This window comes from Mucilaginibacter sp. 3215 (genome assembly GCF_050433785.1).
Taxonomy (GTDB): Bacteria; Bacteroidota; Bacteroidia; order Sphingobacteriales; family Sphingobacteriaceae; genus Mucilaginibacter.
The window spans coordinates 172287-185525 of record NZ_JBNPWO010000006.1 but is presented as its reverse complement, the minus strand read 5'-3'; the positions used below and the strand labels follow the sequence as shown (position 1 = coordinate 185525).

Annotated in this window: 11 protein-coding genes; 1 reads left to right on the top strand and 10 read right to left on the bottom strand. The window is 43.0% G+C overall.

Annotation, left to right across the window (positions count from 1 at the left end; translation table 11 throughout):
- Positions 1-5: 5 nt before the first annotated feature.
- From ABIC84_RS13370 to ABIC84_RS13345, 6 genes are all read right to left on the bottom strand, one after another.
- Positions 6-416 (bottom strand): cytochrome c maturation protein CcmE, encoded by a 411-nt coding sequence (locus ABIC84_RS13370; RefSeq protein WP_429263845.1) that lies wholly within the window; start codon positions 414-416, stop codon positions 6-8.
- A 392-nt stretch (positions 417-808) separates the two neighbouring features.
- Complete coding sequence (locus tag ABIC84_RS13365) at positions 809-2245, bottom strand: Glu/Leu/Phe/Val family dehydrogenase (RefSeq protein ID WP_426589355.1); 1437 nt, start codon at positions 2243-2245, stop codon at positions 809-811.
- Positions 2246-2397: 152 nt separating this feature from the next.
- Positions 2398-2607 (bottom strand): CcmD family protein, encoded by a 210-nt coding sequence (locus tag ABIC84_RS13360; RefSeq protein ID WP_429263844.1) that lies wholly within the window; start codon positions 2605-2607, stop codon positions 2398-2400.
- A gap of 1 nt (position 2608) precedes the next feature.
- Positions 2609-3283 (bottom strand): cytochrome c biogenesis protein CcsA, encoded by a 675-nt coding sequence (ccsA, locus tag ABIC84_RS13355; RefSeq protein ID WP_317131846.1) that lies wholly within the window; start codon positions 3281-3283, stop codon positions 2609-2611.
- 115 nt (positions 3284-3398) lie between these two features.
- The gene (locus tag ABIC84_RS13350) at positions 3399-4583 is read right to left on the bottom strand and encodes a carboxypeptidase-like regulatory domain-containing protein (protein WP_429263843.1); all 1185 of its coding nucleotides are present in this window, start codon (positions 4581-4583) and stop codon (positions 3399-3401) included.
- Positions 4584-5068: 485 nt separating this feature from the next.
- Complete coding sequence (locus ABIC84_RS13345) at positions 5069-5752, bottom strand: heme exporter protein CcmB (protein WP_429263842.1); 684 nt, start codon at positions 5750-5752, stop codon at positions 5069-5071.
- A gap of 92 nt (positions 5753-5844) precedes the next feature.
- Between ABIC84_RS13345 and ABIC84_RS13340 the strand changes: the two genes are divergently transcribed.
- A complete protein-coding gene (locus ABIC84_RS13340; protein WP_429263841.1) occupies positions 5845-6330 on the top strand; it encodes a methylated-DNA--[protein]-cysteine S-methyltransferase in 486 nt (161 codons plus the stop codon).
- Here the strand turns inward: ABIC84_RS13340 and ABIC84_RS13335 are convergent.
- From ABIC84_RS13335 to ABIC84_RS13320, 4 genes are read right to left on the bottom strand one after another with little or no spacing between them, the layout of a single operon-like run.
- Positions 6327-8255 (bottom strand): response regulator, encoded by a 1929-nt coding sequence (locus ABIC84_RS13335; protein WP_429263840.1) that lies wholly within the window; start codon positions 8253-8255, stop codon positions 6327-6329. The genes ABIC84_RS13340 and ABIC84_RS13335 overlap by 4 nt on opposite strands.
- Positions 8256-8283: 28 nt before the next feature.
- Positions 8284-8871 carry a chemotaxis protein CheB gene (locus ABIC84_RS13330; protein ID WP_176623699.1) on the bottom strand — a complete coding sequence of 196 codons (588 nt, stop codon included), beginning with the start codon at positions 8869-8871 and terminating at the stop codon, positions 8284-8286.
- On the bottom strand, positions 8861-9691 hold the full coding sequence (locus tag ABIC84_RS13325) for a CheR family methyltransferase (protein ID WP_429263839.1): 831 nt from the start codon (positions 9689-9691) through the stop codon (positions 8861-8863). The genes ABIC84_RS13330 and ABIC84_RS13325 overlap by 11 nt, the downstream gene beginning before the upstream one ends.
- 2 nt (positions 9692-9693) lie before the next feature.
- Positions 9694-13152, bottom strand: coding sequence for a response regulator (locus ABIC84_RS13320; protein WP_429263838.1), 3459 nt, complete (start codon positions 13150-13152; stop codon positions 9694-9696).
- Positions 13153-13239 lie beyond the last annotated feature (87 nt).

The window sequence follows — 13239 nt, the reverse complement described above, 5'->3', positions numbered from 1 at the left end:
AATGATTAAATGCTGGCTTGTTTAGCCTTCGCTTCTGTAACTTCTAACTTATCCTGCGTGTATTTGGATGGGCATTTCATCAGGATCTTCGATGCATGAAACTCACTTCCAACCATCTGGCCGGTAAGTACCAGTTGCTCCGAGCGCTCAAAATCTTCCGGCTTGGTACCGGTAAAAACAACTTTACGTTCTTCTCCCTTATTATCTTTCATGTAAAATGAAAAATAATTGGCATCCTTAGTAGCGTCATAAACCATCTCCTTTCCCTTGCTGAATTGGCCTATTACATGCAGTTCGCTGCTGGTTTGCTGCGCCTCGGCAAAGGTAGCATAGGTGCTTGAGCTTGAATAAACACTAATGATAACCGCTATGGCTATAGCGATAACAACAAGACCAAAAATTGCACTTTTTTTCATCCGCGGTTTATATTATTATAATAACGATTTGCAAAAATACAAAACATGCAGCGAATAATGTTTATTACAAGACATATGTATTATTTAGAATCATTCTTGATTGAATGCAAATCAGCGTCATTGCGAGGAACGAAGCAATCGCGAACTATACAGGGACATTTACATGGCTGCTCTGTAAAGTCGGGGATTGCTTCGTTCCTCGCAATGACGGTTATTTATTATAGTGTTTTATGGCGATGCCTTCGGCCCGGGCTCTACGCTCATACGCCTGCAGGCTCTACGCTCATTGGCCGGTATCCGCTGCGGTCCCTATCGTGGCATAATTAAAAACAAAAACGAGGTAGGCTTTTTCAAACCCACCTCGCTATATATTAAAACTATTAAATCCTTAATTATGGCCAGATACCTAAATTTTGGTACGATACCGCTATTTTATTGATTGCGCCAACCATGGCTGCGTTACGCAGGGTACCGATATCGGGATTGTTTTTGTAGATCTCCCTGATCTCGTGGTATGAGCGGATCATGGTATCTTCCAGTCCTGAGTTTACCAGTTCAAGCTCTGATGCACCTTTAATAATGGTTGAGCGCTGTACCGGGGTTAAAGCTACACCAGTGATCCCTTCAACCATGTTTACCAGGTTAAGGTTGGAGTTTTCCTCAAACCTGCGGTTCATACGGCCGAAAGCTACGTGGCTCAGGTTTTTCAACCATTCAAAATATGATACGGTAACACCGCCGGCATTGGCAAACATATCCGGAACTATCATCCCACCATTGGCGTAAAATATAGCCTCAGCCTCGGGTGATGTTGGGCCGTTTGCGCCTTCAACAATAATTTTAGCTTGTATGTTACGGATATTTGATTCAGTGATCTGGTTTTCAAGAGCTGCCGGCACTAAAATATCGCATGGTTGTTCAAGCCCTTCCATGGTATTGGTAAATTCCTGTATTGCAGCCGCATATCCCAAAATAGAACCGGTGGCCTTACGATGCTGGAATACAGCCTCGATATCTAAGCCGTTCTCGTTATAAATAGCGCCTTCAAACTCGCAAAGGCCAACTATTATAGCACCCATTTCGGATAAAAACTTAGCCGAATAGTAGCCTACGTTACCAAGGCCCTGTACAATTACCCTTTTGCCTGATAAGCCTGGCAAAAGGCCAATCCTTTGCATATCCTCGCCAACGCTTACGCACTCGCGGGTGGCAATGGCTACTCCACGGCCGGTAGCTTCCCTCCTGCCCGCGATACCATGCAGCGCAATAGGCTTACCGGTTACAGCGCCCATAGCATCCAGCTGACCGGGGTTCATGGTAGCATAAGTATCGGCAATCCAGCTCATTTCGCGCTCGCCCGATCCATAGTCAGGTGCAGGCACGTCAATGCTTGGGCCAATAAAGTTCTTTTTGATTAACTCAACGGTATAACGGCGGGTGATGTTTTCCAGCTCGCTTACGGTATAGTTTTTAGGATTAATTTTGATACCGCCTTTGGCGCCGCCAAACGGAACGTTAACAATGGCGCATTTGTAAGTCATGAGCGCGGCGAGGGCCATCACCTCATCCTCGTTCACCATTTCGCTGTAGCGGATACCGCCTTTAGTGGGCGATTGGTGGTGCGAGTGCTCCACACGCCAGGCGTCAATTACCTCGAACCCGTTGCCCCTGCGGATAGGAAAACGGAAGCGGTAAACACTGTTACATGATTTAATTTGATCAAGCAAACCGGCATCATGTTTGGTGAATTGGGCAGCATAATCGAAGTTTTTACACACGTCGCTGAAGAAGTGTGTTTCCTGGTCGGCAATCAAAATATTCGTAGCCATAACTATTGTATAAATATTAATCTCTTAAAAAAGTGAGCAAATTTGGTACAATTTTTATCAATATTGCAAATATTTCTTAGTTAGTGTGCCGTATACACTACCTAACACCGCCATGAATAATATGTTTAAATTGTTTAAACATATTATTTGAACTACTTTTCGTTTTCGACTTTTTTTAACCGGCGGTCTATAGTAAACAGGTAAATGGCCAGGCCAACAAAAATTATGGAAATAGTTGCTACAACCACGTAAATTTTTCCCGACTGGCGCAAAGCGTCGGCCATTTCAACCTGCTGCCCTGGTTGTGCAAAAACAACGGTACAAAACGTAAGCAGCAACAATAAAAGCGTTAATTTCTTCATCTTAATTTATAGCGTTCTTCTTATTCTCAATTAAACGGATGCGGTAACGGATAGTTGCTATCCAAAGGGCAATAAAACTCCAGCCTAACATAGCCGGATAAAAGGCTATCTTCATACCGTTATCAAGGTCGTATTTACCAAATGCAGGGTTACCGCCACTGCCGGGGTGTAATGAATCTGTCATGCGGGGCAAAACAAATATCAGCACAATCATGATGGGGAAAGCGAAGATATTGTAGATGGCCGAAATCTTGGCCCGCTTTTGCTCCTCATCAATAGAGTTGCGGAGCACCAGGTAAGCGCAGTACAACAAAAATGCGATGGCAGCACTGTTTTGTTTAGGGTCGCCGCTCCAAAATTCACCCCAGGTAAATTTTGCCCAAAGCATACCGGTTAAAAGGCCCAAAGTGTAAAACAGCAACCCGGTATTAACGCTCTCAACAGCAGCAAGGTCATGCTCTTCTTTACCCGTTTGCAGGTATTTAATACTGAAATAAACCGATACCACAAAAACAGTCAGCATCCCCATCCACATGGGTACGTGAAAATACAAATTACGGATGGTTTCGTGAATAATTGGCAGCCTCGGCGCTTTGAAAACCAAGCCTGTGTAAAAGGTAGACAGCACCAGCAAAACAGCCGCAACCTTCCACCATGTTTGATAAATAAACTTCATATGATTTATGCAGGCAAATGTAGTGAAATTTCATTGTCATTATTCATTAGGTCATTGAGTCATTATTCATGCAAATAAAAAATGACCTAATGATGCAATGACATAATGACCAAAATCAATCCCCCGGCTCATAATCAACCGGCAGCAAATCGCCAAGCTTTGCTTTTGACCATGAGCCCTCATAAAGCGGGCTCGGGCTTGATATCACAATACCGTTCATATCAAAAGCAATATAACTTGAATATTTGGTCATGATACTGGTTTCGTAGTTAGGCATATCCAGCGGATGATAAACGTCCTTAAACTCGGTAGTTTCTTCGCGTTTGGTATATACTACATATAAAAAATGCGGAAAGGTAAGGGCATAAATCCCATCCTGCGGTGTTTTCCTCAAGATCTCAAACTCCTGGTAGGGTAGCTTCGCGAGGTTTTCCCGGTACCATTTGGTCATTTTCGACAGGTTATAATAACGCATCGCCGAATCGCGCGGCCCCTCCCGGTATTTTTTCATCTTCTGCATCAACACGGCTTCTTCCGGCCGCTCCGGATTAATTTGCCTCGTAAAATCATGCGCTTCGAACCCTTCTTGTTTTAACGTTCCTTTATAAAGCGAGCGGTAAAAATGCTGGGCCGATCCATAATAGGCCTGTTCGCGTTTCTGCTTCCAGAGTTTCTTTTGTGCCGAACTACCGGGCAGGTTTTCAAAAAGCGCACTTCCCGAATAGGATATGGTATGCTCAATAGCATCGTACAAAAAGTTTTTGAGCAAAAATTTGGTACGGTAGCCCAGCGCCAGGTTCTCTACCACCAAAAACTCGTCGCCTGATGCCTCCAACTGTTGTTTACCCCTATGATAAATGATATTTAAAATATGTGGATTGGTTACCTTACATTCCTTGCCGTTTTCGGTATCACCAACAAATTCCTTACGGAACAGTTCATAGTTCTTTTTCCAATCGGCACTGCTGCTGATCACTACTTCGCGCAGCATCAGCACTTTTTGATTAACCTCGATACTTAATTTTGCAGGTTCGCGGCCAACCAGCACCGTTGTGGAATATTCTTCAATGCTAACGCCAGTGACGACCAGTTGGTATTGTCCCGGCTTCACGCCAGCCAGGGTAAAAGTACCATCCTCGGCAGTAGAGGTACCGTAGGTGGCATTATTTAAAAATACGCTGGCATTGGCTACCGGGCTTTTAGTATCGGCCCGCACTACCTTACCTGTAATAGTACCGGTTTGTGCCGAAACGATGAGCGGACATATAAACGCGATAAGCAAAAACCAATAAAAACGCATTAATTAAAATTAGGATATTTTTTCAATCTGCTAAAAAACGCATTTTTTATGAACGGTTAATGAATTGCCGGTGTATAATTTTTGTTGCGGTAATGCCTGAACCCGAATTTATTAAATTAGAGAATTTATATTTTTAATCTTTTTCTTCCGCTCGTTTTTATTTTTCTTGCGCTGATTTTTAATGAGCGCTTAATGTGGGTTGGCGATTGTATCGCCTCCGCTTACGTTATAAACGTAAGCCCATTGTAAGCACTCGTTAACAACAAGCGCAAGTTGGAGCAATTTGCTGTCATGTGGGCGTTGCCTGCGGCCCGGGCTTTACGCTGCAAATCCTCGCCTCGCCTGTACTGCATGGCCTGCCCGCGCTGTGGGTTTTCCGCTGCAATCCCTAACGCTGCCCTACGCACAATGTCGATAAATATATTCACAAGCCATCACGTTTATTTCAGTACCTCTCTTTTCAAAACTTAAGCATCGTCCCCTACTCAGTCCCTCCACAGGTATGGGAAAAGCAGTAAAGCAGTAGCTATTACAATGGCATTGATAGCGCACAAAACGCCTATGTTGCCGTAAAAGAAACTCCGGTCTACCCCGTCCATTGCACTTTTACTTAACTTAATAAGCACCAGTATAACAGGAATAATAACCGGGAAGCTTAATATAGCCATGAGGGTACCATTATTACCCGCCTTTGACGCGATGGCCGAGATCATGGTGAACACAGTAGAAAAGCTGATGCTTCCTAACAATACAGCAAGAAAATAATACAGCGGATCGCCAAGGGTATTGGGGAAAAACACCTTAAATACCACCAATGCCAATGTGCTTAATAAAGCCATCAGCAAAATATTATAGATTGTTTTTGATAGGATAATTGCCTGCGGACTGGCAATAGAATAGTAATAGAGCAGCCGGCTTTTACTTTCCTGCATAAAGCTTTTGGCTATGGCATTTACTGATGCAAACAGCATAATGATCCAAAACAACACGTTCCAAACTATGGGGTAACCGCTGCTATTGGAAAAACCGGGATTTAAGTTGAGGGAGATATAACAAACAAAAACCGTTGAAACCACATACAGCAAAACGCCATTAAAAGCATATTTAGACCGCCACTCCAGCAAAACTTCCTTTTTGAGCAGGTACCAGGTTTCGTTAACAAGTTTCATCACCGCAAATGTAATAATTACCTGCGAGTGAGTAAGGACATTTGACAAGCTAAAAAAATTAGCTTAATTTTGAATATAACATACCAATTACCATGCCTGTAGCTTATTTCCGCACGCCGGTTGGCATTGCCCGCATAACCGAAGAAGATGGCTTTATAGCATCAGTATCGATACGCGATGAGGAATATGAGATTGCTCCTGCTCCTACCCCGCTGCTGCAAGCTGCTATTGATGAGTTAAATGAATACTTTGCCGGTACAAGGAAGCAATTTACCTTTCCTATAAAGCAGGAAGGCAGTGAGTTTCAACAACAGGTTTGGGACGAGTTGATCCAGATCCCTTACGGAACAACCATTACTTACGCCCAGCAGTCAAACCAAATGAATAATCCGTTGGCTATAAGGGCAATAGCATCTGCCAATGGCCGTAACAACCTATGGGTTGTAGTGCCCTGTCACCGGGTAATAGGGTCAAATGGCAGCTTAACCGGCTACGCGGGCGGTATATGGCGCAAAAAATGGCTGCTTGAGCATGAGGCAAAGGTAATGGGCGTTGGGCAAACCAGTCTTGAGTTTTAAATGCCCACCTTCAATAACATCGACATTTTTTCATGCAGTTGGTATGGCTGAAACGGCTTTGAAAGCACATCGTTCATCCCTGCCGATAATGCTTCCTGCTGCTCATGGTCATAACTTGCTGCCGAAAGCGATATGATGGGAATACTCCGTTTAGGCTCCTCAAAATCAACCCTGATGGTTTTAGCTGCCTGGTAACCGTTCATTTCGGGCATATGTGTATCCATTAAAACAATGTCATAGTCTTTATTGGTAAGCCTTTCAATAACCTTACGACCGTTATCAACCATCTCCACCTCTACATTCCAGTCCTTTAATATTTTGGAAAGCATAAACTGGTTAACCATGTTATCTTCAGCTACCAGCACCCGTACATTATTAAACGGCGGCAATATTTTATCAGTTTTGGCAGTTACCTTAGTTTTGGGTTTAATACTGATGGTATACCAGCATACAAAGTTGAAAGTACTGCCCCTGCCTACCTGGCTGCTTACGGTAAGTTCGCCTCCCTTTAGCTCGGCAAGCTTTTTCACAATGGTTAAACCAAGCCCGGTACCACCGTATTTGCTTACGGTATCTTCTTCGGCCTGTTCAAATGAATCAAAGATCCTGTTAAGCCTGTCGGCCGGGATGCCGATGCCCGTATCCTCAACACTGAATTTCAGCTTTACCTTATCATTGTGTTTTTGAAGTACGGTAATCTTCAGCTTTACATAACCCCTTTCGGTAAACTTAAGCGCGTTGCTCAGCAGGTTCATCAATATCTGGTTCAGGCGTAATGAATCTACCATGAGGTATTCCGGTACTTCATCTTCAATATCCAGCAAAAACTCAATATTATTTTCGTCGGCTTTAAATTTAAGCAGGTTAAAAACCGAGTTTACAATGTCATAAACATTATTGGCCGCTCGGATGATGCTGAATTTACCAGCCTCAATTTTGGAGATATCAAGTACATCATTGATCACACCCAACAACGATTTTGATGAGGTATCAAGCAAATCAAGCATCCCCACTTGCTGATCGGTAAGATCTGTTTTACGCAAAAGCGAAGTGATACCTATTATGCCATTAACCGGTGTACGCAGCTCATGGCTCATATTGGCCAAAAAGGTTTCTTTTACCTTTTTGCTGTATTCCGCGTTTTCTTTCGATTTGATGAGCTGCTCCTGGTAACTTTTTTGCGGAGAAATATCGCTGATATTAATAAATATGGTTTTGTTGCGGTATGCCGCGCGGCACTCCACCCAAATTACCCTTTTATCAAAGGTTTCAAACTTAAATTCAAAAATGGCATAGGCCAGGTTGTCTTTTATGATTTCACCCAGTTTTTTGCGAAACGGCGGCTTATGATCGTCTATGGCCAGGTCAACAATACTTTTACCAATAAGCTCATCAGGCCTGAAACCCATTATTTTTTCGACGGTTGGATTGATATTGTCAATGCGGAGACTTTGCGCGTCGACCGATGTGATAATATCGGCCGAGTTTTTTACAACTATGGCGTAGTTCTGCAGCTCATCGTTCTTTTGTTTTATTTCGGCCTGGGTGCGGGCCAGTTGTACAAATGAATCAACCTTGGCCGATGTAATGTAAGGATCGAGCGGTTTGTAAAGATAATCTACAGCGCCGGTACCCAGGCCTTTAACAGCATACTTGGCTTCTTTCGAAATAGCTGTAACAAAAACAACCAGGATATCTTTAGTACGCGGGTTTGATTTGAGCATTTCCACCAGTTCAAAGCCGTCCATTTCGGGCATCTGAACATCAACTAAAGCAATGGCAATATTGGTTTCCCAGGCAATTTTAAGGGCTTCATTTGGCGAGGTAGTAGAAAATATTTTGATATCATCGCGTTTAAGCAATGCCTCCAGAGCAATGATGTTCCCTTCTCTGTCATCAACTATAAGAATATTAACAGGGGTCATTTAATATTAATTAGGGGGTTGGTGATTGTCATGAAAGTAAAAGTTTAAAAATCTCATCCTGTGTTAAAACATAATCGGCAGCACCTAAATTTATAGCTGCCTTTGGCATTTCGGCCATTTCCGCGTCGCCGGGCTCCTGCGCTATGGTAAGGCTGCCGCTCTTCTTTAATTTTAATAAGCCTTCGGCGCCATCCTGGTTGGCACCTGAAAGTAATATCGCCATGCACCTGTCACCATAAACCTCGGCGGCGCTTTCAAAAGTAACATCAATTGATGGCTTTGAATACCATACCGGCTCCGAAACATCCAGGCTAAAATAACCGCCGCGTTCAATTAAGGTATGATAGTTTGCCGGGGCAATATACATAGTATCCGTTTTAAGAATATCCTTGTCCTCAATTTCGCGCATGTACATACGGCTGTTCTCGGCAAATAGTTTTTCTATTTCGCTGAAAAAATTTTTTTTCCTGTGTATGATAAGAATTACGGTTTTTCCCAGTTTTTCGGGAAGATCTTTTATGATCTTGAATAAAATTTTGAACGAGCCTGCCGATCCGCCCAATAATACGATCTGGGCGGCATGCCATCTTTCCAGTAACTTTTTATCAGGTCCCAACTTTTTGGTAAATGTTTTCTTTTTGGTTGATCACCTTAAACTTACTTTTAAACGTATCTGACCGAATGGTTTCTTTACTGCCAAGGCATAAATAACCCAGCGGGCAAAGGCTTTTATAAAACAGGTCAAGGATCCGTTCCTGCAGGTAAGTTTCAAAATAAATAAAAACATTCCGGCAACTTATCATCTGAAACTCATTAAATACAGTATCAGATATTAAATTATGCACCGAAAACAATGTATTTTGTTTTAACTCATTGTGTATCGACGCGGCATCGTACAAAATGGTAAAATGGTCTGTAATTGAACCTTTTAAATCAGTATATTGATAATTTTCCGCGTAGGTTTTTATATTGCGCAAACTGTAGATCCCTTTGCGGGCCTCCTTTAAAACCTCGGTATTGATATCCGTGCCGTATATGAACGACTTTTTTCCCAAACCAGCTTCGTTCAGCAATATGGCCATAGAGTAAACCTCTTCGCCCGTTGAGCAGCCTGCACTCCAGATTTTAACGTGCTGATAAGTTGAAAGATATGGAACAACCTGTGAGTTAACCGCACGATAGAATGAAGGATCGCGGAACATCTCGGTTACGTTAACCGTAATTTCTTCCAAAAAGCCTTGAAAAAAGTCTGCGTCATTAATAAGCACATGTTTAAGGTCATAAAACTCAAACTTGTTGAGCAGCATAATACGGGTTAACCTCCGTTTTAATGAAGCTTTGGTATAACCCGAAAAATCAAAGCCATGAACCTTTCTTACAATATCAATAAGCTCATGAACCTGCGCATGTGATATAATTCCCTGCTCTGTATCCATAACTAATTTTCAAGCCAAAGCTGCATCAGCGAAATCAGCCTGTCCATATCAACTGGCTTGGTGATATAATCATTGGCGCCGGCCGCTATACATTTTTCGCGGTCGTCTTTCATTGCTTTTGCAGTTAATGCTATTACGGGTAATTTAGCCCATTTGTTTTGCTTACGGATATGCCTGGTAGCTTCATAGCCATCCATTTTTGGCATCATGATGTCCATAAGTACTATGTCAATATCCTTTATATCCTCAAGTTTAGCTATGGCTTCTTCACCGTCATTAGCTATCTCTACATTAAGGTCATAGCTTTGCAGGGCGCTGCTCAGCGCAAAAATGTTGCGCATATCGTCATCAACAATGAGCACTTTTTTACCCTTAATAGCATCTTTGCCTTTAGTTAATGATTTAGGCTTTGCAGGAACTGCAGGTGACACCTGTTGTAGCTGTCCATTTGCCGTTTCGCTTATCTTGTTCAGGAACAGGTTAACCTCGTCAATCAGCCTGTCGGATGATTTATTGGTTTTAACCACCATGGCGTTGGCATAGTGCATTAACCTGTTAACCGATGTTTTATCAAGTTCCATAGCTGTATTAATGATAACAGGCAATGAAGCAAAGCGATCAACCTCTTTGATCTTATCCAGCAAATCCAACCCTGAAATATCAGGCAGGTTAAGGTCAAGGATCACGCACTGGTACTCGTTTTCATGCAGCAACCTGAATGCCGATTCACCGTCAAAAGCCTGATCGACGGTAATCCCCTGGCCCTGCATAAGGTCTTTCAAAGCCTGGCTTTGGGCCTTGTGATCTTCAACCAGCAGGATCTGTTTAAACCTGGTGCCGCTTTGCACCATGATATCGGCGAAAAGCTTATCCAGCGTTTCGGTATTGATAGGTTTTTTCATGAAGTTGATGGCACCTTCCCGGCGTACGCGGTTTGCTGCGGCATCCCCGGCCGACATCAGGTGAACAGGGATGTGCATCGTATCCTCATCATTCTTTAACTCCTTCAAAATCTGCCAGCCATCTTTACCAGGTAGCATAATATCCAGAATCACTGCATCAGGTTTGGCTTCCTTCACAATTTCAACCGCCCGGGTACCCTCATACACCATAATTGATTTATACCCATGATCGCGGGCATAATCCTGCAATATGTTTGCAAAGTTCTTATCATCCTCAACAATTACAACCAAAGGCTCTTTGCCGGGGTCGCGCGGGGCAGCTTTAACCGGGCTCAGGAACTCTGTTACAGGTTTAAAAGTTTCGGCAGTTGGCAAAGCCTCTTCAATTAGGGCGGCGGGTGTTAATTTAGCTTCAAAAGGCACTGTAAGTACAAATTCGCTGCCTATGCCCGGCTCACTGCTCAGGGTTATGCTACCGCCCAAAAGGAAAGCAAGCTCGCGGCTTATAGATAAACCTAAACCGGTACCGCCATATTTACGGCTTGTTGAACCATCGGCCTGCTGAAATGCCTCAAATATTACTTTTTTCTTATCCGCAGGGATCCCGATACCCGAATCTTTGATGGCAAAGCTGATGGTTTTATCTTTAACACCCGGCTTTACATTGATAGCGATAGAACCGTTTTCAGAAGTAAACTTAAACGCGTTGCTCAACAGGTTTTTGATCACCTGCTCTATACGTACCTTATCGGTAAATATGGTTTGCGGCAGTTGCCTGTCTATACTTGTTGTATAATTAATTTTTTTGTTGCTGGCTACTTCGGCAAACAGCATTTCCATATCGCCAACAATATCGCTTACCTTAATATCCTCATTTTGCATATCCAGCTTGCCCGATTCAATTTTTGAAAGGTCGAGGATATCATTGATCAAAGTAAGCAGGTCATTACCGGCGTTGAAGATCACGCTGGCATATTTGATCTGGTCTTCAGAAAGGTTGGCGGGCTTGTTATCTTTAAGTATCCGCGCCAGTACCAGGATACTGTTAAGCGGTGTACGCAGCTCATGGCTCATGTTGGCCAAAAACTCCGATTTGTATTTACCCGTGGTTTCCAGTTCTTCAACCTTAAGATTGATAGCCTGGCGGGCCTGTTCAATGGCCTGGTTTTTTTCTTCAAGCAAACTGGCTTTTTCTTCCAGCTCGGCATTGGTGGTACGCAGTTCTTCCTGCTGCACCCGGAGTTCTTCTTCTGAGGCCTGCAGCTCTTCAGTTTTTTGAACAAGCTCCTCATTGGTAACCCGCAGTTCTTCCTGTTGTGCTTCCAGCTCTTCGGCCTGCTGCTGGGTTTCCTCATACAGGTCGTGCATAATAGTACGCGCCTGCGAAGTATTAACAGCTATACCAATATCATTGGCGATAGCTAAAATGTATTCCGATTTATTTTTTGAGATCCCTTCATTAAAAGCAACCTCCATTACGCCTTTAAGCTTTTTATCAAAAAAGAAAGGTATGATAAACGATTCGGCCAGTTCAGTTTTTAATACCGACGATGAAAGCTCAAGCTTATCATTCAGTTTGCCTTTTACAACCGCCGCTTTACCATCCTTAGCTACCTGGCCAAGCCAGCCCTCGGTCATTTGTACCGATTTTTTAACAAAATCAGGATTGTGGAACGCGTATGAAGCATAAAGCTCAAGCCTGTTGTTTGCTTCGTTATACAGGTAAAATGTACCTGCCGCGGCATTCGTGTAAGTACAAACTTCAGACAGAATATTATTTGACAGTTCCTTTTCAACCTGTTGGCCCTGCATCTTCTCATTCAATTGGCCGGTACCTGTAAGCAGCCAGTTTTTAGCTTCGTTATCGGCAAGTACCTTACCAAGTTCAATATTGGCAACACGCACCTCCTCTTCCGTCTTCCTTTGCTGATCAAATGTTTTTTGAATATAGAAGAACAACATCAGGATAATGAACAGGAATACCAATGATCCGCATGCAATTACGATCTTAGCAAATGTAGATGCTTCCTGCGAGCTTTCCTCCCTGTTGGTAAGCAATCGCTCTTCAGCGTTGGTCATATGGTCAATAAGCATACGGACCTGATCCATATTCTCTTTGCCATTTAAAAACATGCCCCGTTGCACCATGTAGTCAAGCCCCTGGCTTCCGCGTGTTTCAACGTTTGTTTTGAGTATCAGCAATTGCTCCTTTACCAGTTTATTTATCGAATCAATACGTTTTACCTGCACAGGATTGTCCTTCACTAAATCCTTCAAAGTGGCAAGGCCATCGGCTATTTTAGGCAAAGAGGCATTATAGGGTTCAAGGAATGCCTTGTTATTGGTAGCACCATAGCCACGCATACCAGTTTCGGCATCTACCAGATCCTGCAATAAACTTGTTGACGTATGAATAACCCTTTGAGTATGATCAACCCAGGCATTATCCTCTTCAAATTGGCGCAGGCTGTTAAAGGACAAAATGCCCACCACAAAAACAAGAATGATTGACACTACAAAGCCAGCTAAAACCTGCTGGCGGAAGGAAAACTTTGACATTAGGTATCCGTATTAATCTGAATTACAAATATGTTTAAAAAAAGCTGTAAAGTAAACGTTACAGCTTTTTTTAAACACCCGGGGAGT

Bases quoted from the DNA above. Each gene is read 5' to 3' on its own strand.
- ABIC84_RS13370 (WP_429263845.1), bottom strand. From the start codon at position 416: ATGAAAAAAAGTGCAATTTTTGGTCTTGTTGTTATCGCTATAGCCATA.
- ABIC84_RS13365 (WP_426589355.1), bottom strand. From the start codon at position 2,245: ATGGCTACGAATATTTTGATTGCCGACCAGGAAACACACTTCTTCAGC.
- ABIC84_RS13360 (WP_429263844.1), bottom strand. From the start codon at position 2,607: ATGAAGAAATTAACGCTTTTATTGTTGCTGCTTACGTTTTGTACCGTT.
- ccsA (WP_317131846.1), bottom strand. From the start codon at position 3,283: ATGAAGTTTATTTATCAAACATGGTGGAAGGTTGCGGCTGTTTTGCTG.
- ABIC84_RS13350 (WP_429263843.1), bottom strand. From the start codon at position 4,583: ATGCGTTTTTATTGGTTTTTGCTTATCGCGTTTATATGTCCGCTCATC.
- ABIC84_RS13345 (WP_429263842.1), bottom strand. From the start codon at position 5,752: ATGAAACTTGTTAACGAAACCTGGTACCTGCTCAAAAAGGAAGTTTTG.
- ABIC84_RS13340 (WP_429263841.1), top strand. From the start codon at position 5,845: ATGCCTGTAGCTTATTTCCGCACGCCGGTTGGCATTGCCCGCATAACC.
- ABIC84_RS13335 (WP_429263840.1), bottom strand. From the start codon at position 8,255: ATGACCCCTGTTAATATTCTTATAGTTGATGACAGAGAAGGGAACATC.
- ABIC84_RS13325 (WP_429263839.1), bottom strand. From the start codon at position 9,691: ATGGATACAGAGCAGGGAATTATATCACATGCGCAGGTTCATGAGCTT.
- ABIC84_RS13320 (WP_429263838.1), bottom strand. From the start codon at position 13,152: ATGTCAAAGTTTTCCTTCCGCCAGCAGGTTTTAGCTGGCTTTGTAGTG.